This window comes from Microcella alkalica (assembly GCF_014595885.1).
GTDB lineage: Bacteria > Actinomycetota > Actinomycetes > Actinomycetales > Microbacteriaceae > Microcella > Microcella alkaliphila_B.
On record NZ_JABUKC010000002.1, the window covers coordinates 173,007 to 197,867 of the forward strand.

Here is a 24,861-nt window from a genome sequence, read left to right on the forward strand (position 1 = left end):
AACCCCTAACGGTTCGCCCCTGCCTGGGAGCGGACCCCAGACAGGAGAATTGTGGCTGGAAAACCACGCGTGCACGAGATCGCGAGCGAGCTCGGCATCGAAAGCAAGGTCGCCCTCGAGAAGCTCAAGGAGCTGGGCGAATTCGTCAAGGGACCGTCGTCGACGATCGAGCCCCCGGTCGCGCGCAAGCTGCGGCAGGCGCTCGAGGCGGCCGGCGTGACGGCTCCGAAGACCGAGCAGGCCGCGCCGGCCAAGCCGGCCGCGAAGCCGGCGACCCCCGCAGCGCCCGCCGCGCCGAAGGCGCCCGAGGCGCCCGCCGCCCCGGCCGCTGAGGCACCCGCGGCCCCCGCCGCGCCGAAGCCGGCCGCCGAGACCAAGCCCGCGAACCCCGCGGCGCCCGGCACCCCGCGCCCCGGCAACAACCCCTTCGCCTCGCAGCAGGGCATGGCCCGCCCCGGCCAGCCGCGCCCCGGCAACAACCCCTTCAGCTCGACGCAGGGCATGCCGCGTCCCGGCGGCGGCGCCATCCCGCGCCCGACCGCTCCGCGTCCCGGTGCTCCGCGTCCCGGCGCTCCTCGCCCCGGTGCGCCGCGTCCGGGCGCCCCGCGCGGCAACGCGCCGTTCCAGGCCCGCACGGGCGGCCCCGGTCGCCCCGGCGGCGCCGGCGGCGGCTTCCAGCGCCCCGGCGGCCCGGGTGGCGGCTTCAGCGGCCCCCGCCCCGGTGGCGGCGGTCGCGGGCGCGGCCCTGGCGGCGGCACCGCGGGTGCCTTCGGCCGCGGCGGCGGCAAGAGCAAGGCGCGCAAGTCGAAGCGGACGAAGCGGCAAGAGTTCGAGATGCGGGAGGCTCCCACCGTCGGCGGTGTGAGTGTTCCCCGCGGCGACGGCAAGACGGTCATCCGCCTGCGTCAGGGCGCGTCGATCACCGACTTCGCCGACAAGCTGGAGCAGTTCAGCGGTATGAGCGTGCCCCCGGGCAACCTCGTGACGGTGCTCTTCCACCTCGGCGAGATGGCGACGGCGACCGAGTCGCTCGACGGCTCGACCTTCGAGGTGCTCGGCGCCGAGCTCGGCTACAAGGTCGAGATCGTCTCGCCGGAGGACGAGGACAAGGAGCTCCTGGAGAGCTTCGACATCGACCTGGACGAGGAGGAGAACGAGGAGGACCTCGTCATCCGCCCGCCCGTGGTCACCGTGATGGGCCACGTCGACCACGGTAAGACGAAGCTGCTCGACGCGATCCGCCAGGCGAACGTCGTGGCGGGCGAGGCCGGCGGCATCACGCAGCACATCGGCGCCTACCAGGTCTGGACGGAGCACGAGGGCTTCGAGCGCGCGATCACCTTCATCGACACCCCGGGTCACGAGGCGTTCACTGCCATGCGCGCCCGTGGTGCGCAGGTGACCGACGTCGCCATCCTCGTCGTCGCGGCCGACGACGGCATCATGCCGCAGACGGTCGAGGCGCTGAACCACGCGCAGGCCGCCGGCGTGCCGATCGTCGTCGCGGTCAACAAGGTCGACAAGGAGGGGGCGAACCCCGCCAAGGTGCGCCAGCAGCTCACCGAGTTCGGCCTCGTGGCCGAGGAGTACGGCGGCGACACGATGTTCGTCGATGTCTCGGCGCTGCAGAAGCTCGGCATCACCGAGCTGCTCGACGCGGTGCTGCTGACGGCCGATGCCGGGCTCGACCTGCGCGCGAACCCCAACCGCACCGCGCGTGGTGTGGCGATCGAGGCGCGCCTCGACAAGGGCCGCGGCTCGGTCGCGACCGTGCTCATCCAGTCGGGAACCCTGCGCGTCGGCGACGCGATCGTCGCCGGCACGGCCTACGGCCGCGTGCGCGCGATGACCGACGAGAACGGCGACAAGGTCGAGGAGGCGTACCCCTCCCGCCCCGTGCTCGTGCAGGGTCTGTCGAGCGTGCCGCGCGCCGGTGACACCTTCCTGGTCACCGACGACGACCGCACCGCGCGCCAGATCGCCGAGAAGCGCGAAGCCGCCGAGCGCAACGCGCAGCTGGCGAAGGCCCGCAAGCGCATCAGCCTCGAGGACTTCACGAAGGCGCTGGAGGACGGCAAGGTCGAGTCGCTCAACCTCATCCTCAAGGGCGATGTGTCGGGTGCCGTGGAGGCGCTCGAGGATTCGCTCATGAAGATCGAGGTCGACGACAGCGTGCAGCTGCGCATCATCCACCGCGGCGTCGGTGCGGTGACCGAGAGCGACGTGAACCTCGCGACGATCGACAACGCGATCATCGTGGGCTTCAACGTGCGCCCCGACACGAAGGCGCGCGAGCGCGCCCAGCGCGAGGGCGTCGACATCCGCTTCTACTCGGTCATCTACGCCGCGCTGGAGGAGATCGAGAACTCGCTCAAGGGCATGCTCAAGCCCGAGTTCGAGGAGGTGCAGTCGGGTGTCGCGGAGATCCGCGAGATCTTCCGGTCGTCGAAGTTCGGCAACATCGCCGGTGTCATCGTCCGCTCCGGCACGATCACGCGCAACGCCAAGGCGCGCGTCATCCGTGACGGCGTCGTGGTCGGCGACAACCTCGCGATCGAGTCGCTGCGTCGCTTCAAGGACGACGTCACCGAGGTCCGCACCGACTTCGAGTGCGGTATCGGCCTGGGCAAGTTCAACGACATCCAGGTCGGCGACGAGATCGAGACGATCGAGATGAAGGAGAAGCCGCGCGTCTAGTGCCGCCGGCTGCGAGCCCCCGCCTCCCTGCGGGGCGGGGGCTCCTCCTTCCCGAGTGAGGGGAAGACGACATGGGTGAGAGCCCCCGCGTCCGCAAGGTCGCCGACCGCATCCAGGAGATCATCGCGAAGCGGCTCGAGCGCGGCATCCGCGACCCCCGCATGGGCTTCGCGACGATCACGGCCGTGCAGGTGACCGGTGACCTGCAGCACGCGAGCGTCTTCTACACCGTCTACGGCACCGACGAGGAGCGCGCCGACACCGCGGCGGCGCTCAAGGCGGCGACGGGGATGCTCCGCACCGAGGTCGGCCGCCACCTCAACACGCGGCTCACGCCGACGCTCGAGTTCATCCTCGACGGCGTGCCCGAGAACGCGATGGCGATCGAGGCGCTGCTGCGCGAGGCCCGCGAGCGGGATGCCCGCACCGAGGCCGAGGCGGCGACCGCGCAGTACGCCGGCGACCCCGACCCCTACGTCAAGCCGCGCGAGCTCGACGACGAGGACGACGAGCTCGACGACCGGGGCTGATCGACCCGCGTCGCGCCGAACGGCGCTTCGGCGCGGCGCGCACGGGCGGCTGCGCCGGCCTGCGGCAGCGCCTACTCCTCGTCGGAGTGCGTGAAGATGCCGATCTGCCCGTCGCCGACGGCGATCGACACGACCGACAGCACGAGGCCGCCGACGACCGTCAGCGCGGCGATGATGCCCACGACGCCGAGGATGAACGCCTCGGCCGGGCCTGTCTTCGTGTTCGCGGCGCGGCTCGTGGGGGTGGTCATGCTGGCTCCTTGCGAGGGGCTCGCGCCGCGATCGCGACGCTGCGGGCTGTGACGGGACGGAGCGCTCACGCGCTCACGGATATCCTCACCGATCGGGCTCGGAATCGGCCTGGAGCCGCGCCGCGTGCTCGTCGGCGCTCTGCGGCAGGCGGCGCATGCGCAGCAGCGGCGAGAACACGACGAAGGCCGTGCCGAGCAGCATGCCGACGATCGCGATCTGCAGCGTCGTGGCGATGCCGAGCCACTGGGCCAGCACGCCCGAGAGCGCTCCGGAGATCGGCATGACGCCCCAGACGACGAAGCGGATCGAGGCGTTCATGCGCCCGAGCAGCGGCACCGCGGCGGCCGGCACGAGCGGCATGAGCACGATCGGCACGAGCCCGACGACGCCGAGCAGCGCCGCGACGGGGATGATCGTGCCCTCGCCGACGAGTGCGCTGAGCTTCGGCGCGACGACCGCGCCGACGATGCCGCCGACCGCGCCGACCGCGGTGGCGATGCCGAAGATCTCGGGGCCGAGCCCGAGGTCGCGCAGCACCAGCAGCGGCAGCATCGTGAAGGCGATCGTGCCGAAGAAATTGGTCGACGCCGTGCACAGCGTGATCGCACGCAGCAGGCGGTTGCCGAAGACGAAGCGCAGGCCCTCGGCGATCTCGACGCGCAGGGGGCGGTGCTCCTCGCGCGGGCGGGCGACCTCCTCGTCGCGCACGGTCGCGAGCATGACGAACGAGCTCAGGTAGGTGACGGCGGTGACGGCGAGCAGCACGGGCGCCTGCACGATCGTCAGCAGCAAGCCGCCGAGCGCCGGCCCGCCGACGCCCGCGAGCTGCGCGGTCGACTCGAGCTTGCCGTTGGCGTCGGCGATGCGATCGCGCGGCACGAGCACCGGGATGTAGCTCTGGTAGGCGACGTCGAAGAACACGGTCGCGACGCCGACGATGAGCGCGAAGACGATGAGGTGCCAGATCTCGAGCACCCCCGCCCACCACAGCAGCGGGATCGCGGCGAAGGCGAGCACGCGCACGGCGTTGGCGCGCATCATGATCGGGCGCTTGCGGGCGCGGTCGATCCACGCGCCGGCGGGCAGGCCGACGACGAGGAAGGCGAGCATGCCGGCGGCGCCGAGCAGGCCCACCTCGATCTCGTCGGCGCCGAGCAGCACGATCGCGAGTACCGGCATGGCGAGGAACCCCAGCTCGCTGCCGAGCTGCGCGCCCGCCTCGCCGCCCCAGAAGCGCACGAAGTTGCCGTCGCGCCAGAGCGTGGGCGAGGGGGCGGGGGGCGCGTCGGTCGTCACGGGCGTCAGTCTGCCGCGACCGATTGAGGAAAGTCAATCGATGCTGGTGGCGCGTCGCCGACGCCCGCTACGGTTGCCTCATGCCCGGCCCCGAGCGCGACGACGAGGATGCCCGCCGCCAGTCGGCAGCGCGCGCCCTGTCATCGCCCCTGCGGCTGCGCATCCTGCGCTACTGCCTGTACGAGGCGCACTCGAACCGCGAGATCGCCGCCCACTTCGGGCTCAACCCGGGCACGAGCCTGCACCACGTGCGCACGCTCGTCGACACCGGGTTCCTCGCCGCCGAGGAGGGCAGGCCGGGCCGACGCGGCACCGTCGAGATCCCGTACCGCGCCACCGGGCTGTCGTGGGACGCCCCGCTCGACGGCCAGGGCGACCTGCTCGTGCGCACCTTCCTGGAGGAGATCGAGGGGCGCGACCTCGACGAGCTCTTCCTCGTGCGCATGGGATTCAAGCTGCGCCCCGAGCGGCTCGAGCAGCTGCGGCGCCGGCTCGTCGATCTCGTGCTCGAGTACCACGGCGCGCCCGACGAGGACGGCGAGCTGACGAGCCTGTTCATTGCAGGGCACCCCGAGGAGCGCGGCGCCCCGACTGCGGCGAGCGAGGCCCCGGCCGTCGAGGAGGGCGCGCCCCGTCAGGAGCCGGGCAGCTCGTAGCCCGACTCGCGCGAGCCGCGAGCGAGGCCGTCGGCGAGCAGGCCGGCCAGGGCGCGCTCGCGCTGGCGGGCATCCGGCCACAGGCCATCGACGACCTCGGCCGGCACCGACCCGTCGGCGTGCCGCAGTTCGCGCAGGATGATGCCGCGCACCTGCCGGTCACTGCCCTCGAAGCGCGCCTGCCGCGGCGTGCGCGGGCCGTCGTAGGCGGGGTATCCGGCGGCGCGCCAGGCGCACCGGTCGGCGATCGGGCATTCCTCGCAGCGCGGGGCGCGTGCGGTGCAGACGACCTGGCCGAGCTCCATCGCGCCGGCGTTCATGAGACGGGCCTCCTCGGGGTCGGCCGGCAGCAGCGCCTCCATCGCAGCCAGGTCGGCGCGCGTGCGGGCCGGGCCGGCCTCGCCCTGCCCGAGCGCGGCCCGCGCGACGACGCGGCGCGTGTTGACGTCGACGACCGGGGTGCGCACCCCGAACGCGAAGGCGGCGACGGCGCGCGCCGTGTACTCGCCGATGCCGGGCAGCGCGAGCAGGGCATCCACGTCGCCGGGCACCTCGCCGGCGTGCTGCTCGCTCATCGCCACCGCGGCGGCGTGCAGGCGCAGGGCGCGGCGGGGGTAGCCGAGGCGATCCCAGGCGCGCACCGCCTCGGCGGGTGGGTCGGCGGCGAGCGCGTCGGGGGAGGGCCAGCGCCGCAGCCACTGCTCGAGGCGCGGGATCACGCGGGCGACCGGCGTCTGCTGCAGCATGATCTCGCTCACGAGCACGCCCCACGGCGAGAAGCCCGGCGCGCGCCACGGCAGCGGCCGCGCGTGCTCGCGGAACCACGGCACGATGCGCTCGGCGAGGGGCGGCGATCCGGCGTCGAAGCCACCGGGGGAGGGCGAGGACGCGGGCACGACGGCCAGCCTAGGCTGACGCGATGACCGACACGGATGCCCGGCGCGCCCTCCTCGAGCAGCTCACCGACGACCTGCTCGCCGCAAACCCGAGGGGGCGCATCATCGTTGCGATCGACGGCGTCGACGGCGCCGGCAAGACGGTGTTCGCCGACGCGTGGCGCGACGTGCTGCGCGAGCGCGGGGCGCACGTCGTGCGCGCGAGCATCGACGGATTCTTACGGCCGAGGGCGGAGCGGTACGTGCGGGGGCGTGACTCGGCGGAGGGGTACTACCGCGACTCGCACGACCTCGACGCGCTCCGGGCCTCGCTCGTCGATCCGTTTCGGTCGGGGGCGGACTCGGTCGCGCTGCAAGTGCATGACCCCGCGACCGATCGGTCGCTCGAGGTGCGCGAGCGGGGCATCCCGCACCATGCGTACCTACTGTTCGACGGCATCTTCTCGCTGCGCCCCGAGACCCGCGGGCTCTGGCATCGGTCGGTGTGGCTCGACGTGCCGCCGGAGGTGCAGCGCGAGCGGCTGCTCGCCCGCGACGGCGAGGGCAGCATTCGCGCGCGCTACACCGAGGGGCAGGCGCTCTACCAGCGCGAAGCCCGGCCGCGGCGCGCCGCGACGATCATCGTCGACAACGCCGACGCCGCGCATCCCCGGCAGCTCTTCGACGATTTCTGCTGAGCGGGTCGACCCTCGCGCTGGGCGGCGCCTCCCAGCATCCCGCCCTAACGTGACCGCATGCGCGTTCTCGTCACCGGGGCGACCGGGTACATCGGCGGGCGGCTCGTGCCGCGGCTCATCGAGGCCGGCCACGAGGTGCGCGTCATCGTGCGCGACGCGGGGCGGCTGCGCGACGTGCCCTGGGGCGGCGAGGTCGACGTCGTCGAGGGCGACCTGCAGCGCGCTGGCGACGTGCGCCGCGCCGTCGACGGCATCGAGGTGCTCTACTACCTCGTGCACTCGATGGCGAGCACGGGCGACTTCGAGCAGACCGAGCAGCGCATCGCCCGCACCGTCGCGGCCGAGGCGAAGGCGGCCGGCGTCGGGCGCATCGTGTACCTCGGCGGCCTGCACCCCGACGGCCCGCTCTCGCGGCACCTGCGCAGCCGCAAGGAGGTTGGCGACATCCTGCTCGCCAGCGGTGTGCCGACGATCGCGCTGCAGGCCGGCGTCGTCATCGGCTCGGGCTCGGCGAGCTTCGAGATGATCCGGCACCTGACCGAGGTGCTGCCGTACATGCCTGCGCCAAAGTGGGTGCGCAACTTCATCCAGCCGATCGCGGTGCGCGACGTGCTGCACTACCTCATCGAGTCGGCGACGCTGCCGCCGCACATCAACCGCGCCTTCGACATCGGCGGCCCCGACGTGCTGCGCTACGGCCAGATGATGAACGGTTACGCCGTCGAGGCGGGCCTCAAGCAGCGCCCGATCGCGAGCCTGCCCGTGCTGACGCCGTACCTGGCGAGTCAGTGGGTGAACCTCGTGACGCCGATCCCGCGCGCGCTCGCGGTGCCGATCATCTCGAGCCTGCAGTACGACGCGGTGATGCGCGAGCACGACATCGACGACGTCATTCCGCCCCCGGCCGGTGGGCTGACCGGCTACCGGCGCGCCGTGCGCTACGCGCTGGCGAAGATGCGCGAGGGCGAGGTCGAGACGAGCTGGCGCAACGCTGCCGTGCAGGGCGCGCCGAGCGACCTGCTGCCGAGCGACCCCGACTGGAGCGGCCACACCGTCTACACCGACCTGCGCGAGGTCGAGTGCGCGGCGCCGCCCGAGGCCCTGTGGGCGGTCGTGGAAGGCATCGGCGGTGACAACGGCTGGTACTCGCTGCCGGTGGCGTGGGCGGCGCGCGGCTGGCTCGACAAGCTCGTCGGCGGCGTGGGCCTGCGCCGAGGCCGTCGTGACCCCGATCTGCTCATGCCCGGTGACGCGCTCGACTTCTGGCGCGTCGAGCAGCTCGACCGCGGCCGCTTCCTGCGCCTGCGGGCGGAGATGAAGGTGCCGGGCCGCGCCTGGCTGGAGTTCACGGTGCTGCCGCGCCCGGGCGGCGGCTCGACGCTGCGGCAGCGCGCGATCTTCTTCCCCTCCGGGCTCGGCGGGCGCCTGTACTGGTTCGCGATCGCGCCGTTCCACGACGTGATCTTCGCCGGCATGGCATCCTCGATGGCGAAGACCGCGGTCAGCGGGCGCGCACCGCGCCGCTGACCGTTCGAGGGGCGGGGGGTCGCATGAGGGCGGATGCTCGACGCGCGCCCGCGGCGCTCGCCGCCGCGCTCGCCCTCGTGCTGGGGCTGCTCGTCGCGCTGGTCGCCCCGGCGCAGCCGGCCCGCGCGGACGAGGCCGGCACGCTGCACGCCCTGCTCAACCAGGCCCGCGTCGGTCAGGGGCTCGGCTCGCTCGAGCGGATGTCCGCGCTCGACCAGGCCGCCCTCGACTGGGCGCGGGCGATGGCGGCCTCGGGCACGCTCGCGCACAACCCGGCGGGCCCGGCGGTGCTGCCGGCCGGCTGGAGCCGCTGGGGCGAGAACGTCGCCCAGGGGTACCCGACCGCGCAGGCGATGCACGACGGCTGGTGGAACTCGGCCGGCCACCGCGGCAACATACTCGGCGACTTCACGCACGTCGGGCTCGCCTTCCTGAGCGCGGGCGGCACAACCTGGGGCGTGCAGGTCTTCGCGAAGTACGGCGCCTCGGTCGCGGCGCCCGCGCCTGCACCAGCCGCGCCGGCACCCGCAGCGCCGGCCCCCGCGCCGGAGGCCGCTGCGACGCCCGACCCCCAGCCCACCGTGATCGACCCGAAGCCGGTGCCCGACCCCAGCCTGCTGCCGAGCGCCTCGCCGACGCCCTCGGCGAGCCCCTCGGAGGGCACGTCGCCCGACCCCTCGCCGTCCCAGCGGCCCGACTCCTCGAGCGAGCCGGAGGATGAGCGCGGCGAGCCTGACGAGGCCGGTGCCGTCTCGCCGTGGACGTGGCTCTGGGTCGTGCTGCTGCTCGCGGTGGTCGCACTCGGGCTGCTGCCCCTGCAGCGCCGGCGACGGGGTCGTCGCGCTGCGGACTGACCGCTACTCCTCGACCGCGCGGGTGTCAACGCCGTGGTCGCGCGGCCGCACCGGTGGGAGCGTCGCGACGTCGACCCCGTTCGGGGCCGGCGCTCGAGCCAGAGACGTCCGAGGAGGATGACATGCTGCGCACCGCTTCGCCCCGCACTCGCTCCACGACCCTGTTGACCCTGCTGCTGGCCCTGCTCGTGGGCCTCGCCCTCGCCGTCGCCGGCGGCGTTGCCTCGAGCGCGCAGGCCGCGTCGCCCGGTGGAGGTGTCTCGAGCCTCTCGGCCTCGCCCGAGCCCTCGCCGACGGAGGAGTCGGAGGAGACCGAGGAGCCGACCGAGGAGCCGACGGAGGAACCCACCGAGGAGGCGCCCGACGAGCCCGCCGAGGAGGACGACGACATCGTCGTCGACGGCGACGACGGCTTCCCGCTCTGGGCGACGATCCTGCTCATCGTGCTGGGCATCGCGCTCATCGCGGCGATCGCCTACGCGGCGACGCGCGACCGCGACCGCCGCGACCGCATCTGACGCGCGGCCAGAGCCGCGATCGGGGGCCCTCGCCTGCGGGCGGGGGCTCTGCGCGTGCCGGCCGAGAGCATCCCGCCAAGACGATCGCGATTCAGGTCACAGAACGGTAACGGGATGGGGTAGCGTGGCCGCACCCCCTGCAACGACGCAGGAGCACGACCCACCGGAGCCCGTCGATGACGACTGCCCGCAGCCACCGGCGCTACTCGACCCGCCGCGTGCTGGCCTCGGCCGGCGCGACCCTCGCCCTCGTGATCGTGATGCTCGTCGACCACGACGCCGCGACCGTGCACGCCGCCAACATGTGGGGCACGCTGCGCGAGCCCGGCCAGCCCGCGTTCATCGCCGGGCACCGCGGCGACCGCACGACGGCGCCCGAGAACACGATCCCGGCGATCCAGGCGGCGCTCGACTCGAGCATGGAGTTCGTCGAGCTCGACCTGCAGAAGACACTCGACGGGGAGGCCGTCGTCATCCACGACGAGACCCTCGAGCGCACCACCGACGGGGCCGGGCTCGTCGCCGAGGCGACGTGGGCCGAGCTGCAGACCCTCGACGCGGGCAGCTGGTACGCCGAGGCGTTCGCCGGCACGCGCATCCCGCACTTCGACGACTTCGTCGACGTGTTCCAGATCTCGCGCAAGAAGGCGCTCGTCGAGCTCAAAGGCATCTGGAGCGTCGACGAGCTCGAACCCGTCATCGCCGAGATCTACGCCGCCGGCGTGCAGGATCGCCTCGTGTTCGCGAGCTTCGAGGTCGGCACGCTGCACAACCTCATCGAGGCCGCCCCGAACCTGCCGCGCGTCGTGCTGCGCCGCAAACTGCCGCTCGACCCGGTGCGGCTCGCGCACTATTACGGCGCCGCCGCGGTCATGACTCGCCTGGCCGAGGTGCGCGAGCGCCCCGAGGTCGTCGAGGCGATGCACGCCGCCGGGCTCGGCATCATGCTCTACACGCTCAACTCGGAGGAGCGCTGGAGCGAGGCGCTCTCGTACGGCGTCGACGGCATCATCACCGACGAGCCGAGCGCGCTCGACGACTGGCTCGCGGCAACCGCGCCCGGCACCTGATCGTCGACGCTCCGTCGCGTCAGGCGGGGCGCGACCGCCCGACGATCGCAGCGAGCCCCGCGATCTCGTCGGCGCCGACGCGGCAGCAGCCGCCCACGAGCGAAGCTCCCGCCTCGAGCCAGCGCTCGACGAGGGCCGGCGGGAAGCCCGGCTCGCCGACCCAGGTGCGGTTCTTCGCGTCCCACTCCTCGCCGCTGTTCGGGTAGACCACGACGGGCTTGTCGGTGACCGCGCGCGCCGCGGCGATCGCACCGAGCACCTCCGAGGGGTGCGAGCAGTTGATGCCGACGGCGACGATCTCGTCGACCGAGGCGGCCTCGGCGAACGCCTCGGTGAGCGACTCGCCCGTGCGCAGCGCGCCGTCGTGCACCGTGAACGACAGCCAGGCCGCCACGCCCGAGCCGCGCAGCAGGTCGAGCAGCGCGAGCGCCTCCGCCCGGCTCGGAATCGTCTCGAGCGCGAGGAGGTCGACGCCGGCCTCCGCGAGCACGGCGAGCCGCGGCGCGTGCCACTCGCGCAGGCCCGCGCGGTCGAGGGCGTAGTCGCCGCGGTACTCCGAGCCGTCGGCGAGCATCGCCCCGTACGGCCCGACCGAGGCCGCCACCCAGCCCTCGCAGGCGTCGTCGCGAGCCGCCGCGGCGAGCTCGACGCTCCGGCGCAGCAGCGCCTCGGTCTCCCGACGGTCGAGGCCGACGCTTGCGAAGCCCTCGAACGAGGCCTGGTACGAGGCGCTGATCGCCACGCGCGCCCCGGCGGCGAAGAACGCCTCGTGCACGGCGCGCACCTCATCGGGATGCTCGAGCAGCAGCCGCGCGCTCCACATGCTGCTCGACAGGTCGTGGCCGCGGTGCTCGAGCGAGGTGCCGAGGCCGCCGTCGAGCACGACGGGCGCGTGCGCGGCGAGGTCGGGGGAGGGCATCCCCGTATCGTCGCGCACGCCCGCGACCCTCGCCAGGATGCTCGTCGCAGAGCGTCACGAGCGCTAGCGTCGAGCCGTGCCCCGGCCCGCAGCCCTCGCCCTCCTCACCGTCGCCCTCGGCGGGACGCTCGCCCTCGCGCCCGTCACGCTCGCGCCCGCCGCCACGCAGGCTCCCGCGCCAGCCGGCGCGCACGCGGCCGGGCCGCTCGCCGCGGGCGTCGACGACTTCACCTTCGACTCCTTCGAGGTCGAGTACCGCCTGGGGCGCGACGCCGAGGGGCGCGCGACGCTTACGACGGTCGAGACGCTCGTCGCCCGGTTCCCGGAGTTCGACCAGAACCGCGGCATCCGCCGCTCGCTGCCCGCCAGCTACCAGGGGCGCACGACCGACCTCGAGGTCGTGAGCGTCACCGACGAGCGCGGTGTCGGCCGCCCGTTCGAGGTCGACCGCTCCGACGGCGTCGTGAGCGTCATCGCGGCGGTGCCGGAGGGCAGCTACGTGCGCGGCGTGCAGACCTACGTCATCACGTACACCCAGCGCGACGTCGTCGACGCGTTCGCCGACACGGGCGCCGAGGAGTTCTACTGGAACCTCACCGGCACCGACTGGGCGCAGCCGTTCGGGCTCGTGCGCGGCACGGTCGTGCTCGACGACGGTCTCGCCGACGGGCTGCTGCCCGGCGCGCTCGCCTGCTACCGCGGCGCCGCCGGGTCGACCGACGGATGCACGATCGAGCGCGACGGCGACGTCGTCACGGTGCAGGCCGACGGCCAGGGCCCCTACGAGACGGCGACGATCGCGCTCGGCTTCGCACCGGGCACCTTCACGCTCTTCGACCGCTCCTACCTCGCGAGCCCCTTCGCCTGGCTGCAGCTGCTGGCGGCCGTCGCGGCGATCGCGGTCGGCGCGTGGGCGCTCGTGCTGCGCCTGACCCGCTATCGGGATGCCCGCGGGCGGCCGACGATCATCGCCGAGTACCTGCCGCCGAAGGGCGTGACGCTGCTCGAGGCGGCGGTGCTGCTGAAGCGGTCGACGCGCGCCGTCGCGAGCCAGCTCATCGACCTCGCCGTGCGCCGCAAGCTCACGATCATCGAGGTCGACGCGCGGTTCTCCTGGCGCAGCCAGTGGCGCCTGCGGCTCGAGTCGGCCGACGGCACGCACGACCGCGAGCGACAGCTGCTGAGCATCCTCTTCGCCGGCGGCCTCGCCCCGGGGGAGGAGCACACGCTCGCGAGCCGCGACACCTCGCGCGGCGGCGCGATCGCCTCGCTGCTGACGCGGCTCGGCACCGACGTGCGGAACCGGGGATGGCGCTCGAGCATCCCCGCCCGGCACGGCGGCGGGCTCACGCTGCTCGTGATGGCGGCGACGGCTGGCGCGTTCGCGGCGGGCATCGCCGTGGCTGACGAGGGGCGAGGCGGCGTCGTTCCCGCGATCGTCACCGCGCTCGCGATCGCCGCGGTCGTCGTGGTCGCCGTGTGCCTGTGGCGCGCCCCGCTCACGCCCACCGGAGCCGAGCTGCGCGACCACCTGCGCGGACTCGAGCTGTACATCCGCCTCGCCGAGGCCGACCGCATGCGGGTGCTGCAGTCGCCTCAGGGGGCGCTGCGCGACCCGGTCGACGTGACTGACCGCGACGAGGCGCTGCGCCTCACCGAGCGGCTGCTGCCGTGGGCGGTGCTCTTCGGGCACGAGAAGGAGTGGGCGCAGGAGCTCGGCCGCTTCTACGACGAGCAGCATCAGCCGAGCTGGTACTCGGGGCACTCGGCGTTCTCGGCGGCGGCGTTCTCGTCGGGCATCGGCGCGGTCGCCTCGAGCGTGTCGTCGAGCTACTCCGGGTCGAGCTCGTCGGGCGGCTCGAGCGGAGGAGGCTCGGCCGGGGGTGGCGGAGGCGGCGGCGGGGGCGGCGGAGTGTAGACTGAGCACGGCTCCGCACGCTCACCGCGTCGTTCTCGACCGGGTCAGGGCGCCGGGGCTCGGTCCCGTGCGAGACGGCGGGGCCAGCGCTCACGGCACCTCGTGGGCGATGCAGTCACAGTGAGCGTCGGCACGGTGCGACGTCGCGTGGTCGGCACCGATCATGGCGGCGGATGCCCGGCTCGCGCTCGTCGTCACCGGCGGCACGCCGCCGGCTTCCTCGAGGAGGGGCATGGCCCAGACCGGCCAGCGTCAGCGTTCCGCAGCGCGCAAGGGCGGGGGTTCGACGACCCGTCGTCGGCGCCCGCTCGATGAGCAGGGCATCATCCCGATCCTGGCGCGCGCCGTGCGCGAGGTGGAGAACGCCGCCGAGCGCGGCGGCAAGGTGAGCGCCGCGAACCGCACGAAGTTCCAGGTGGCGGCGCTGCTCGTGCGCGAGGAGCGCGCGCGCGTGAAGGAGGACCGCGAGGTGCCCGAGGGCGAGCGCGCCGAGGTGCTCAAGCGCCTCGACGGCCTCGCCGGCATCATGGCGAAGACCGCCGCGCGTGACACGACGCTCATCCAGCTGCTCGCCCCGGAGGCGAAGGTCTCCGACGCCGCGAAGCTGCTGCGTCGTGACATGCTGCTGGCCTCGGGCGCCGAGCTCGAGCCGGACGACCTCATCATCGTGACCGAGCCGGAGCCGGTGAAGCCGGAGGTCGCCAAGCAGGTGCTGCCGGCGTCGGTCAAGCGCGCGCAGCTGGCGAACCCCTTCCTCGCCCCCGACTTCTCGGCGCTCGTCGCGCAGCCGAAGCCGGCGTCGAGCCGGCTGGCGAACTGGGAGCTCATCGAGCCGCTGTTCCGGTCGTTCGAGTACGGCGCGGGCGGGCAGGCGGCGACGATGGACCTGCCCGAGGCGGGCTCGCTCGTGACGCCCGGCGGCATGGAGCTCATGCGCCACCAGGCCCGCCTCATCGAGGCGGTGCGCGCCGGCCACCGAACGTTCCTGCTCGCCGACGAGCCGGGTCTGGGCAAGACGGCGCAGGCGCTCATGGCGGCGAACGTCGCGCAGGCCTTCCCGCTGCTGGTCGTCGTGCCGAACGTCGTGAAGACGAACTGGGCGCGCGAGGTGCAGCGCTGGATCCCGCAGCGCACCGCCACGGTCGTGCACGGCGACGGAGACGATCTCGACGCCTTCGCCGACGTCATCATCGTCAACTACGAGATCCTCGATCGGCACGTCGGCTGGCTGGGCCGGTTCGGCTTCAAGGGCATGGTCGTCGACGAGGCGCACTTCATCAAGAACGCGACCTCGCAGCGCTCGCGACACGTGCAGTCGCTCGCGTCGACCATCCGCACGCTCTCACCGCGCGCGCTGCTCATGGCGCTCACGGGCACGCCGCTCATCAACCAGATCGAGGATTTCCGGATGATCTGGAAGTTCCTGGGCTGGATCGACGACAAGAAGCCGCTCGGCGAGCTCATGGTGAAGCTGGAGGAGACGGGGCTGACTCCGGTCGATCCCGGCTTCTTCGCGGAGGCGCGTCGCTGCGTCATCGAGATGGGCATCGTGCGCCGCAAGAAGGTGGATGTCGCGGCCGACATCCCCGCCCGTCGCATCGCCGACATCCCGGTCGAGCTCGACGACGAGTACGGTCGCTCGATCCGCGCCTCGGAGCGCGCGCTCATCGCCCGCCTCGTGGAGCGCTACCGCCGCGCGGCGGCCGCGCGCGAGGTGCCGCCGGTCGGCGTCGACGCCGAGCTGGTGCGGCTCGTGGCGCTCTCGGAGCTCGAGGAGTCGAAGGGCTCGACGAACGGCGACAACGTCTTCACGCTCGTGCGGCGCATCGGCACGGCGAAGGCGGTGCTCGCGGCCGACTACACGGCGCAGCTCGCCCGCAACGTGGGCAAGGTCGTGTTCTTCGCCAAGCACATCGACGTCATGGATGCCGCGGAGGCGCACTTCGCCGCCGCGGGTCTTCGCTCAGTGAGCGTGCGCGGCGATCAGTCGTCGAAGGCGCGGCAGGAGGCGATCGACGCGTTCACGAACGACGAGGAGGTGTCGGTCATCGTCTGCTCGCTCTCGGCGGCGGGCGTGGGCCTGAACCTGCAGGCGGCGTCGAACGTGGTGCTGGCGGAGCTGTCGTGGACGTCGGCGGAGCAGACGCAGGCGATCGACCGCGTGCACCGCATCGGTCAGGAGCTGCCGGTGACGGCGTGGCGCATCCTCGCTGCGCAGACGATCGACGCCCGCATCGCCGACCTCATCGACTCGAAGGCGGGCCTCGCGGCTCGCGCCCTCGACGGTTCGGACGAGGCGGTCGCGCAGGAGGGCACCGTGCAGCTGCAGGCGCTCATCGCGATGCTGACGGAGGCGCTGAGCCGCTGAGCGCGCCGCGGCGCCGGGCCGCGTGCTCGCGCGCCGCTGGCGACCCGCCGACGCGGGCACTTGTGTCGAATCGGGTCTCCCGAACGCCCGACTCGACACAAGTGCCCGCCTCGGCGTCGACGTGTGCGCGCAGGGCGTGGCGGCGGACGAGCGGAGCGGGCCGCGCGGCAGCGCCTACTGGGGGCGAGCGCTCGCTCGCGCGTCGCTCACGAGGTGCTCGACCGCCGCGAGCGGGATCGGCAACCACGTGGGGCGATTGCGCGCCTCGTACATCGCCTCGTAGACGGCCTTATCGAGCTCGAACGCGTCGAGGAGGGCGCGGTGCGCGCGGAGATCCGTGCCGCTCTGGGCGATGTACCCGTCGAGGAAGGCGCGGCGGCAGCGGTGCGCCCACTCGGGGTCGACGGCGTCGCGAGCCGCGGCATTCGGCGCCGTGTTGCGACGCGCGCCGACGACGTAGTCGAACGAGCGCAGCATGCCCGCCACGTCGCGCAGCGGCGAGTCGACGCGGTTGCGCTCCTCCAGCGGGCGCAGCGGCTCGCCCTCGAAGTCGACCAGCACCCAGTCGCCCGTCGCGCGCCGCAGCGCCTGCCCGAGGTGGAAATCGCCGTGGATGCGCTGCAGCGGCGGCCACGGAGCATCCTGCGCCGCGTCGTAGACCGCCTCGATCGCGGGGCGCAGCGCCCGCAGCGCCGGCACGTCGGAGGTCGCCACCGCGAGCCGATGGTGCCACCCCGCCACAAAGCCGACGATGTCGCCCGGGGTCGCCTCGCGTGACGGCAGCGCCTCCGCCAGACCCCGGTGCACCTCCGCCGTCACGCGGCCCAGGCGCTCGGCCTCGCCGCTGAAATCCTCACCCGCGGCCGCCGAGGCGAGCGCGAGCTCCCAGCCGTCCGTCGCGTCCGTGACGAACTCCTGCGCGAACGCCAGGTGCCCCATCGCGGTGCGGCCGTCGTGGTGCGGGTCGTTCCAGTAGCCCGTGATCGAGCCGAGCATGCGCGGCACCTGCCGATACCCGCGCGAGGTGAGCGCCGACGGCAGCACCACGTCGGGGTTCTCGCCCGTGTGCACCAGCCGGAACACCTTCGCCACGAGCGGCGCCTCGCCGCCACGATCGAAGATGATCGACGTGTTCGACTGCTCGCCGCCATGCACGCGCGCCGAGCGGTCGCTGCGGTGGATGTGCATGCGCTGCAGCAGCGCCGACGTGTACGCCGGGTCGTGCGCCCCGTCGAACAGGTAGTCGTCGTCTGAGTCGCGGCCGATGAAGTGCGGGCCGGTGCCCTTCGGGATGGTGCGGCGAGCGACGATCGGCACGTGGTACAGCGACGGCGGATTGTTCGCCAGGTCGCGCAGGATCAGCACGATCACCCGCGCATCCGGCTCATCGGTCGGCCACTCCTCGCGCGTGACCTCCACGAGGTTCGGCACGCGGCCCTTCCCCGCGTACCAGCGCTGACGGGTCATCCAGTCGGTCAGGCACTCCAGACTGCTGCTCATGTCGCCACCCTACGCGGGCGCCGCAGCGCGAGCGAGGGATCCTCCCGAACATCAGCGCGGCGCGTCGCCGACGCTGGGGCGACGAGCGGCGGATGCCCTACGCGCGCCGACCGCGCAGGAACCCGTTCATCGCGGCCGACAGCCCGCCGTCGACCGGCAGGCTGCGGCCCTCGACCGAGCGCAGGGGTGCGGCGTGCCGGACGCTCGACACGAGCCACGCGCCGTCGGCGGCGAGCAGGTCGTCCGGCGTGAGCGACGCTACGCGGCCGTGCAGCCCCCACTCCGGTGCAGCGGCGAACAGGTCGACCTGCGTGGTGCCGGGCAGGATGCCGTGCTCGACGGGCGGCGTCAGCAGCTCGTCGCCCCGCCGCACCACGAGGGTCGAGGTGGGGCCCTCCAGCAGCAGCCCGTCGCTCGAGACGAGCACCGCGTCGTCGGCGCCGCGTCGCGCGGCCTCGCGCGCCGCCGCGCGGTTGATCGCGTACGACAGGCTTTTCGCTCCCGCGAGCAGCCAGGGCGACGTGCGCATGACGTCGCTGCGCAGACCCCGGTCGAGCAGAACCACGTCGATGCCCTCGGTGCGCTCGCGCCGGAAGTCGGGCGACACCGTGCCGTAGGCCCACCCGGTGGGCATCGGCTGGCCCTCGACGCCGCGCGTGAGCACGATCTTCACCCAGGCCTCGTCGTGGTCGGCGAGGTGCTCCGCGAGCGTGCGCACAGCATCCGCCCAGATGCCCGCGTCGGGAACCGGGAGGTCGAGCATGCGCGCGGAGCGGGCGAAGCGCTCCAGGTGCGCGTCGAGCGCCTGCGGGTGACCCGCACCGAGGCTGATCGTCTCGAACACGCCGTCACCGCGCGTCGCCGCGACGTCGGTCACCCGCAGCTGCGGCAGCTCGGGGTCGGCCTCGACGAAGCCCGTCGCGTGCCCTTCGACGTCGTGCTCGACGATGACCAGGTGCTGCGGGTCGCTCATCGTCGCGCCACCCGGTGGTGCAGGCGCGTGACGGCGACGGCGAGGGCGGCGAGCGCGATGATGAGCACCGCGATGCCGACGACGTACTGCACGACGCCGGGCACGCCCGACGGGCCGAAGGGCTCCAGGAACGGGTACGGGTACCAGCCGGTGATCGCGCCGCGCACCATCGTCACCCCCACCCAGATGAGCGGGAAGCTCACCGCGAGCCACATGGTGCGCCACTGCAGTCGCGCACGCGTCGGGTTCAGCAACCAGTCTAGGGCGATGTAGATCGGGATCCACACGTGCAGGTTCTCGTTCGGCCACGGCGGGGCGACGTAGCCGTCGTCGTTCGGGATGCCGCGCAGCAGCAGGTTGTAGACCACGCCCGTCACGACGGCGTAGGCGAAGACGCTCGCCCGGATCGCCGAGTACAGCGGCGGGTCGATCGGCGTGCGGAAGGCCAGCAGCCCGCCGACGATGAGCACGACGATGTTGATGAGCGCCGTCTGGATCGTGAAGTACGCGAAGTACTCAGTGGGCTGAAAGCGCCCGGCCGCGACCTGGTCGGTGACCTGCCACACGATGCTCGCCAGCACGCTGAGCCCCGCGACGAGGCTGAGCGCCCCCGCGATGTGCCGCAGCCGCAGGATCACGACGCTCGGCGTCGGCTCGGCGGCGCCCGGAACGGGTTCGTGGTGAGGGTCGGCGGCGGGGGAGGACTTGGCAGACGTCGTCGTCACGCGCACACGCTACCAAGCCGGGCGTCCGCCTAGGCTGGCCGCGTGCCGATGTTCGACGTGAGCGTGGTCTACCTCACGCGCGAGGTCGAGAGCGCAGACGGGCCGCGCACCGAGGTGCTGCTCGGCCGCAAGCGCACGGGCCTCGGCGTCGGCCGACTCGTCGCCCCCGGCGGCAAGCTCGAACCCGGTGAGACCCCGGCGGATGCGGCGGTGCGGGAGGTGCGCGAGGAGGTCGGCCTCGAGGTGCGGCCCCGCGACCTCGTGCCGATCGCCGAGATCGCGTACCCCTTTCTCGACCGGCCGCAGCTCTCGCAGTTCTCGTGGGCGTTCACCGCGAGCGTCTTCACGGGGGCCGTCGGGGCGAGCGCTGAGCTCGAGCCGGCGTGGTTCCCGCTCGCGAGCATCCCCTTCGATCGGATGTGGGCCGATGCGCGCCGGTGGGTTCCGCGAGCGCTCGGGGGCGAGTACGTGGCCGCGACGCTCACCTTCGGCGAGGGCGATGCGCTGCTGCACGAGGACTGGAGCGGCGCTCGCCGCAGCTGAGCGGGTGCAGCAGCCGCCCGAATCCTGAGCGCGCACTCCAGGTGCGCTGGATAGCGTCGCCCGCATGACGACTCACGACTTCGGACCCCTCGTGCTCGGCGGCAACACCTTCGGCTGGACCAGCTCGAAGGAGGAGAGCTTCGCCGTGCTCGACGCCTTCGTCGCCGCGGGCGGCCGCGCGATCGACACCGCCGACGTGTACTCGTCGTGGGCGCCCGGCAACTCCGGCGGCGAGTCGGAGACCGTGCTCGGCGAGTGGCTGGCACGGCGGGGTCGGCGCGACGACGTGCAGATCCACACGAAGGTGTTCGCGCTCGAGACCCGGCCGGGGCTGTCGGCCGCGAACATCCGCGCCGCCGTCGACGACTCGCTCCGACGCCTGCAGACCGACCACCTCGACCTCTACTACGCGCACCGCGACGACCCCGATGTCGCGCAGGAGGAGTACGTCGCCGCCTTCGGCGAGCTCGTCGCGGCGGGCAAGATCCGCGCGGTCGGCGCCTCGAACTTCACCGCCGAGCGCCTGCGCAGCGCCGTCGCGATCGCCGCCGACCTCGGCGTCACCGGCTTCACCGTCAGTCAGGACGGCTACAGCCTCGTGCGCCGCGACTACGAGTCGACCCTGCGCGACACGGTCGCCGAGCTGGGTCTCGTCCAGCTGCCGTATGGCGCGCTGCAGGGCGGGTTCCTCACCGGCAAGTACCGGCCGGGCGTCGCCGTCGAGTCGGCGCGCGCCGGCAACGCCTCGAAGCTGCTCGACGACCCCCGCAACCTCGCGCTGCTCGACGCCCTCGATCGGGTGGCGGATGCTCGGCGCGTGTCGGTCGCGGCCGTCGCGCTCGCCTGGCTGCGGCAGCAGCCCACGGTCCGCGCACCGATCGCCTCGGCGCGCACGACCGAGCAGCTGCCGCAGCTCGTGGAGTCGTTCGACCTCGAGCTGAGCGCAGAGGAGCTCGCGCTGGTCGGCTCGCCGACCGCGCCGCAGCACGCGGCCTGAGCCGCGATCGCGGGCCGGCCGCGCCCTACGGGGCGGTGTCGGCCCGCCCGAGCACGTCGAGCATCCATGCGAGCTCGATCGCGCGCTGGTTCCAGGCGCTGTACCGGCCCGAGACGCCGCCGTGCCCGGCCTCCATCTCGCAGCGCAGCAGCACGTCGGCGCCGACCTCGCGCAGCCGTGCGACCCACTTCGCGGGCTCGACGTAGAGCACGCGGGTGTCGTTGAGCGAAGTGACGGCGAGGATGCGCGGGTACGGCTGCTCGCGCACGTTCTCGTACGGCGCGTAGCCCTTGATGTATGCGTACACCTCCGCATCGTGCAGCGGGTCGCCCCACTCGTCCCACTCGATGACGGTGAGCGGCAGCTCGGGCATGAGGATCGAGGTGAGCGGGTCGACGAAGGGCACGTCGGCGAGGATGCCCGCGAAGAGCTCCGGCGCGAGGTTCGCGACGGCGCCCATGAGCAGGCCGCCGGCGCTGCCGCCCTCGGCGACGAGCCGGTCGGGCGCGGTGATGCCCGCCTCGACGAGGTGCCGGGCGCTCGCGACGAAGTCGGTGAAGGTGTTCGTCTTGCGCGCGAGCTTGCCCTGCTCGTACCAGGCGCGGCCCAGCTCGCCGCCGCCGCGCACGTGTGCGATCGCGAAGACCACGCCGCGGTCGAGCAGCGACAGGCGCGGGATCGAAAAGCCCGGGTCCATGCTCGCCTCGTACGAGCCGTAGCCGTACAGCAGCAGCGGGCTCGGCTCGAGCGAGGCGCTGGCGCCGCCGCCGTCGCCCCCGCCCGCCCCGTCGAGCGCCGGCGCGAGTCCGCGCTTCCAGACGAGCGACAGGGGGATGCGCGTGCCGTCGTCGGCCACCGCCCAGTCGCGCCGCTCGGCGTAGTCGGCCGGGTCGTACCCGCCGAGCACCGGCTGCCGCTTGAGCACGATGAACTCGCCCGTCTCTACGACGTGGTTCGCGACGGTCGCCGGCTCGATGAAGCTCGTCCACCCGACCCGCAGCATCGGCTGCCGCCACTCGGGGTTGCCGCTCGCACCGATCGAGATGAGCCCCTCGCCGACCTGCAGCTCGGTGAACGTCAGGTCGTGCTCGCGGATGCCCGGCGCGAGCCGCGCGATCGCCGTGCGGGGCAGCCCCTCGCGGCGGGTGTCGAGCACGAGGAAGCGCTCGAACGCGTCGACGCCCTCGACTCGCCGGCCGGCCACGTGCGGCACGAGCGTCACGGGCGGCTCGAGCGCAGCATCCGCCCCGATCGGCACCGCATCGATCTGGAAGTCGGGGGCCGCGTCGTTGTGGGTGATGAGCCACAGGTCGCGGCCGTCGATGACGGCGTGCTCGACGTCGTACTCGACGCCCTCGACGCGCGGCCGCACGACCGTGAACTCTCCTTCGGGGTCGTGAGCGTCGAGGTACCGCACCTCCGAGGTGATCGAGCTCGACGACTCGATGAGCAGGAACCGCATCGAGCGCGTCAGCCCCGCCCCGACCCAGAACGCCTCGTTCGGCTCGTGGAAGACCTGCACGTCGTCGCCGGTGCCGCCGACCTCGTGCCGCCACACGGTGTCGGGCCGCCAGCTGTCGTCGACGGTGCAGTAGAAGACGAAGCGGCCGTCGGGGGAGAAGAACGCGCCCGCCGCGGTCTCGTCGATGACGTCGGGCAGGTTCTCGCCGGTGACGAGGTCGCGGATGCGCAGCGTGTACCGCTCGTCGCCCTCGACGTCGGTGGCGTAGAGCATGAACCGGCCGTCGGGGGTGAGGTCGAGCGAGCCGAGGCTGAAGAACTCGTGCCCCTCGGCTTCGACGTTCGCGTCGAGGATGACCTGCTCGCCCTCGCGCGGCTGCGCGGGGTCGTCGAGCGGCGGCGGGGGCGTCCAGACGGCCGGGTCGGCGGGGTTCGCCGGGTCGATCGGCGCGGCCGGCACGCGGCACTGGATCGCGTACTGCAGCCCCTCGACGGTGCGGCCGTAGTACCACCAGTCGCCCTCGCGCACCGGGATGCCCATGTCGGTCTCGCGCACGCGCCCCTTGATCTCGGCGACGATGCGCTCGCGCAGCGGCTGCAGGTGCGCCATGCGGGCGTCGGCGTACGCGTTCTCGGCGCGCAGGTGCTGCAGCACCTCCTCGCTCTGCTTGTCGCGCAGCCACTCGTAGGGGTCGATGACGACGTCGCCGTGGTGCTCGCGACGGTGCGGCACGCGCTTCGCGACGGGCGGGGCGGCGGGGATGCTCGGGGCGGGCTGCGCGGGGGTCTCAGTCACCCTGCCACCCTAGGTGGCGGTGCTGACGCCGCCGCCGCGCGGGGCTCCCGGCAGTTTCCGCGCCAGCGCTGGATAGGCTCGAGCCACTATGTCGGAATCCCCGCTCGCTGCGAACCCGTACGAGGTTCTCGGCGTGGCGCCGACCGTGAGCGACGACGACCTCAAGCGCGCCTACCGCCGGCGCCTCCGGGAGGCGCACCCCGACACGGGCGGCTCGAGCGCCGAGTTCGAGCGCGTGCAGCAGGCCTGGCAGCGGGTCGGCACGCCGGCCGCGCGGTCGGCCTACGACTCCGGCCGTGAGGCGGGGGCCGGCGGGGCGACCTGGAGCGCGGGCGGCGCGAGCAGCGGTGCCGGCGCACGGCGCGGAGACTCGCGGCCGAACGCGAAGTCGCACGGGCATCCCGGCGGTTTCTACCGCGAGCGGTACCTGGCGATGATGCGCGAGTGGGTGGGCCGCGGCGCGCCCCTGGACGACCCGTACGATGCCCGGCTGGTGCGCAGCGCGCCGCGCGAGATCCGCCACACGCTCGCCGCGGCCGTCGCCGAGGAGCGCACGGCGACGGCGCTCGCGACGCTCGGCATCGGCTTCACCATCTGGCACGACGTCGTCGCCGGCCCGGCTCCCGACGACAAGGTCGACCACATCGTGCTCGGCCCGACCGGGCTGTGGGCGGTGCTGAGCGAGGACTGGGGCGGGCCCGTGAAGGTTAAGCGCGGCGACCTCATCGGCGAGGGGCTCGCGGCGGGGGAGCGCCCGCTGCATCAGCTGGGCATCCGCGCGAAGGCGATCGCACGGCAGGCGAAGGTGAAGTTCTCCGGTCTCGTCATCGTCGTGGAGGATTCGCAGGCACCCGCCTCGCTCACCGAGCTCGGCAGCGTGCGCGGGGCGCAGGGGATGCTCGTGGAGCGCTCGCGGCTGGTCAACCTGATCCGCACCGGGCTGCCCGGCGTGGGCGTCGGCGGCACCGACCTGTTCGAGGTGCGCACGCGACTGCAGGCGAGCATCCGCTTCGTCTGAGCCGCTCCGTTCACGGTTCCCAGCTTTTTGGGCACTGATGGCCAGTGAACACGCGGGCGGGTCGCAGTCGCCTCCCGAGCTGCGGGCGCACGCTCTCTGCACGCGCAGCCCGTCGCCGACATGATCGGGTCGGTGGCGGGTTGCGCACCCAGTGAAGGGTGGCGGCGATGACCTGGAAGTCGAAGTCGAGTGGTCCGGTGCGACGGCTGTGGGCGACGGATGCTGCGCCCCCGCCCGGCACGGTGACGAAGACCCTCAAGCAGGGCCCGTGGGCGCTGCAGCCGAAGCCGCGGTTCGAGCCCACGACGCAGGAGATCCCGGTGCTCGACGGCGCCCTCTCGGCCCGCGACCGCGACAAGATCGCCGGGCTCATGGATCAGATGCGCTTCGACCTGGGGCGCGGGCACCACCTCGAGGCGGAGGCCCTGCTGCGTGAGCGGCTCAAGGCCAGCCGCATCGCGCTCGACGACGACGAGGTGGCGCGGCTCGCGGAGTCGCTGCGCGACGTCGACCGGGCGCGGCGCGAGCGCGAAGAGCGCGAGGCGGAGGAGGCCGCGGAGTCGGCGGAGGCTGCGTCGGCCGCCTCAGAGGCTGCTCCTGGGAGTCGCCCGACCGTCTCCTGACCGCGCTGTGGGGAAACATCCAGGGCTCGCGCCGGTTGTCGGGCCAG

The 24,861-nt window shown here is 73.3% G+C and carries 23 protein-coding genes; 14 read left to right on the forward strand and 9 right to left on the reverse strand.

Going from position 1 to position 24,861, the window contains the following annotated elements; translation table 11 throughout:
- Window positions 1–51 precede the first annotated feature (51 nt).
- Both infB and rbfA read left to right on the forward strand, forming a co-directional pair.
- The gene (infB, locus tag ID804_RS05345; RefSeq protein ID WP_317451183.1) at window positions 52–2,697 is read left to right on the forward strand and encodes a translation initiation factor IF-2; all 2,646 of its coding nucleotides are present in this window, start codon (window positions 52–54) and stop codon (window positions 2,695–2,697) included.
- 71 nt (window positions 2,698–2,768) lie between these two features.
- A complete protein-coding gene (gene rbfA, locus ID804_RS05350; protein WP_169077954.1) occupies window positions 2,769–3,227 on the forward strand; it encodes a 30S ribosome-binding factor RbfA in 459 nt (152 codons plus the stop codon).
- A 71-nt stretch (window positions 3,228–3,298) separates the two neighbouring features.
- On the opposite strand, the gene ID804_RS05355 is transcribed toward rbfA, so the two are convergent.
- Together ID804_RS05355 and ID804_RS05360 are read right to left on the reverse strand one after the other, a co-directional pair.
- On the reverse strand, window positions 3,299–3,478 hold the full coding sequence (locus tag ID804_RS05355) for a hypothetical protein (protein ID WP_169077955.1): 180 nt from the start codon (window positions 3,476–3,478) through the stop codon (window positions 3,299–3,301).
- 85 nt (window positions 3,479–3,563) lie between these two features.
- Window positions 3,564–4,775: an MFS transporter gene (locus ID804_RS05360; RefSeq protein WP_317451184.1), complete on the reverse strand. Its 1,212-nt coding sequence runs from the start codon at window positions 4,773–4,775 to the stop codon at window positions 3,564–3,566.
- 80 nt (window positions 4,776–4,855) lie between these two features.
- Here ID804_RS05360 and ID804_RS05365 point away from each other — a divergent pair, with 80 nt between their 5' ends.
- Window positions 4,856–5,431 (forward strand): ArsR/SmtB family transcription factor, encoded by a 576-nt coding sequence (locus ID804_RS05365; RefSeq protein ID WP_169077956.1) that lies wholly within the window; start codon window positions 4,856–4,858, stop codon window positions 5,429–5,431.
- Here the strand turns inward: ID804_RS05365 and ID804_RS05370 are convergent.
- The gene (locus ID804_RS05370; protein ID WP_396789929.1) at window positions 5,410–6,327 is read right to left on the reverse strand and encodes an A/G-specific adenine glycosylase; all 918 of its coding nucleotides are present in this window, start codon (window positions 6,325–6,327) and stop codon (window positions 5,410–5,412) included. The genes ID804_RS05365 and ID804_RS05370 overlap by 22 nt on opposite strands.
- 23 nt (window positions 6,328–6,350) lie before the next feature.
- Between ID804_RS05370 and ID804_RS05375 the strand changes: the two genes are divergently transcribed.
- From ID804_RS05375 to ID804_RS05395, 5 genes are all read left to right on the forward strand, one after another.
- The gene (locus ID804_RS05375; protein WP_169077957.1) at window positions 6,351–7,004 is read left to right on the forward strand and encodes a nucleoside/nucleotide kinase family protein; all 654 of its coding nucleotides are present in this window, start codon (window positions 6,351–6,353) and stop codon (window positions 7,002–7,004) included.
- Between the two features lie 57 nt (window positions 7,005–7,061).
- The gene (locus tag ID804_RS05380; RefSeq protein WP_169077958.1) at window positions 7,062–8,531 is read left to right on the forward strand and encodes an SDR family oxidoreductase; all 1,470 of its coding nucleotides are present in this window, start codon (window positions 7,062–7,064) and stop codon (window positions 8,529–8,531) included.
- 23 nt (window positions 8,532–8,554) lie between these two features.
- Entirely contained in the window at window positions 8,555–9,385 is an 831-nt protein-coding gene (locus ID804_RS05385) for a CAP domain-containing protein (RefSeq protein WP_169077959.1), read from the forward strand.
- Window positions 9,386–9,507: 122 nt separating this feature from the next.
- Window positions 9,508–9,903, forward strand: coding sequence for a hypothetical protein (locus tag ID804_RS05390; protein ID WP_169077820.1), 396 nt, complete (start codon window positions 9,508–9,510; stop codon window positions 9,901–9,903).
- Window positions 9,904–10,079: 176 nt separating this feature from the next.
- Window positions 10,080–10,973, forward strand: a complete 894-nt coding sequence (locus ID804_RS05395) for a glycerophosphodiester phosphodiesterase (RefSeq protein ID WP_169077960.1) — start codon at window positions 10,080–10,082, stop codon at window positions 10,971–10,973.
- 19 nt (window positions 10,974–10,992) lie between these two features.
- Here ID804_RS05395 and mmuM read toward each other — a convergent pair whose 3' ends face one another.
- A complete protein-coding gene (mmuM, locus tag ID804_RS05400) occupies window positions 10,993–11,892 on the reverse strand; it encodes a homocysteine S-methyltransferase (RefSeq protein ID WP_169077961.1) in 900 nt (299 codons plus the stop codon).
- Between the two features lie 76 nt (window positions 11,893–11,968).
- Here mmuM and ID804_RS05405 point away from each other — a divergent pair, with 76 nt between their 5' ends.
- Window positions 11,969–13,810: a DUF2207 family protein gene (locus ID804_RS05405; RefSeq protein WP_169077962.1), complete on the forward strand. Its 1,842-nt coding sequence runs from the start codon at window positions 11,969–11,971 to the stop codon at window positions 13,808–13,810.
- A 90-nt stretch (window positions 13,811–13,900) separates the two neighbouring features.
- Here ID804_RS05405 and ID804_RS05410 read toward each other — a convergent pair whose 3' ends face one another.
- On the reverse strand, window positions 13,901–14,044 hold the full coding sequence (locus tag ID804_RS05410; protein WP_169077963.1) for a hypothetical protein: 144 nt from the start codon (window positions 14,042–14,044) through the stop codon (window positions 13,901–13,903).
- On the opposite strand from ID804_RS05410, the gene ID804_RS05415 reads away from it, so the two are divergent.
- Entirely contained in the window at window positions 14,043–16,178 is a 2,136-nt protein-coding gene (locus ID804_RS05415) for a DEAD/DEAH box helicase (protein ID WP_169077964.1), read from the forward strand. The two genes, ID804_RS05410 and ID804_RS05415, sit on opposite strands and share 2 nt — an antisense overlap.
- Window positions 16,179–16,352: 174 nt before the next feature.
- On the opposite strand, the gene ID804_RS05420 is transcribed toward ID804_RS05415, so the two are convergent.
- The 3 genes from ID804_RS05420 to ID804_RS05430 all read right to left on the reverse strand — a co-directional run bounded on the left by ID804_RS05420 (window position 16,353) and on the right by ID804_RS05430 (window position 19,376).
- On the reverse strand, window positions 16,353–17,678 hold the full coding sequence (locus tag ID804_RS05420; protein WP_169077965.1) for a maltokinase N-terminal cap-like domain-containing protein: 1,326 nt from the start codon (window positions 17,676–17,678) through the stop codon (window positions 16,353–16,355).
- Window positions 17,679–17,775: 97 nt separating this feature from the next.
- A complete protein-coding gene (locus ID804_RS05425) occupies window positions 17,776–18,651 on the reverse strand; it encodes an aminotransferase class IV (protein WP_169077966.1) in 876 nt (291 codons plus the stop codon).
- Window positions 18,648–19,376: a Pr6Pr family membrane protein gene (locus ID804_RS05430; RefSeq protein ID WP_169077967.1), complete on the reverse strand. Its 729-nt coding sequence runs from the start codon at window positions 19,374–19,376 to the stop codon at window positions 18,648–18,650. The genes ID804_RS05425 and ID804_RS05430 overlap by 4 nt, the downstream gene beginning before the upstream one ends.
- A 48-nt stretch (window positions 19,377–19,424) precedes the next feature.
- On the opposite strand from ID804_RS05430, the gene ID804_RS05435 reads away from it, so the two are divergent.
- The gene (locus ID804_RS05435; RefSeq protein ID WP_223159014.1) at window positions 19,425–19,919 is read left to right on the forward strand and encodes an 8-oxo-dGTP diphosphatase; all 495 of its coding nucleotides are present in this window, start codon (window positions 19,425–19,427) and stop codon (window positions 19,917–19,919) included.
- A 64-nt stretch (window positions 19,920–19,983) separates the two neighbouring features.
- Window positions 19,984–20,916: an aldo/keto reductase gene (locus tag ID804_RS05440; RefSeq protein ID WP_169077969.1), complete on the forward strand. Its 933-nt coding sequence runs from the start codon at window positions 19,984–19,986 to the stop codon at window positions 20,914–20,916.
- Between the two features lie 25 nt (window positions 20,917–20,941).
- Here ID804_RS05440 and ID804_RS05445 read toward each other — a convergent pair whose 3' ends face one another.
- Window positions 20,942–23,173, reverse strand: coding sequence for a S9 family peptidase (locus tag ID804_RS05445; protein ID WP_169077970.1), 2,232 nt, complete (start codon window positions 23,171–23,173; stop codon window positions 20,942–20,944).
- Between the two features lie 88 nt (window positions 23,174–23,261).
- On the opposite strand from ID804_RS05445, the gene ID804_RS05450 reads away from it, so the two are divergent.
- Both ID804_RS05450 and ID804_RS05455 read left to right on the forward strand, forming a co-directional pair.
- Complete coding sequence (locus ID804_RS05450) at window positions 23,262–24,191, forward strand: DnaJ domain-containing protein (protein ID WP_169077971.1); 930 nt, start codon at window positions 23,262–23,264, stop codon at window positions 24,189–24,191.
- 167 nt (window positions 24,192–24,358) lie between these two features.
- Window positions 24,359–24,814 (forward strand): hypothetical protein, encoded by a 456-nt coding sequence (locus tag ID804_RS05455; protein ID WP_169077972.1) that lies wholly within the window; start codon window positions 24,359–24,361, stop codon window positions 24,812–24,814.
- The last annotated feature ends 47 nt before the right edge of the window (window positions 24,815–24,861 follow it).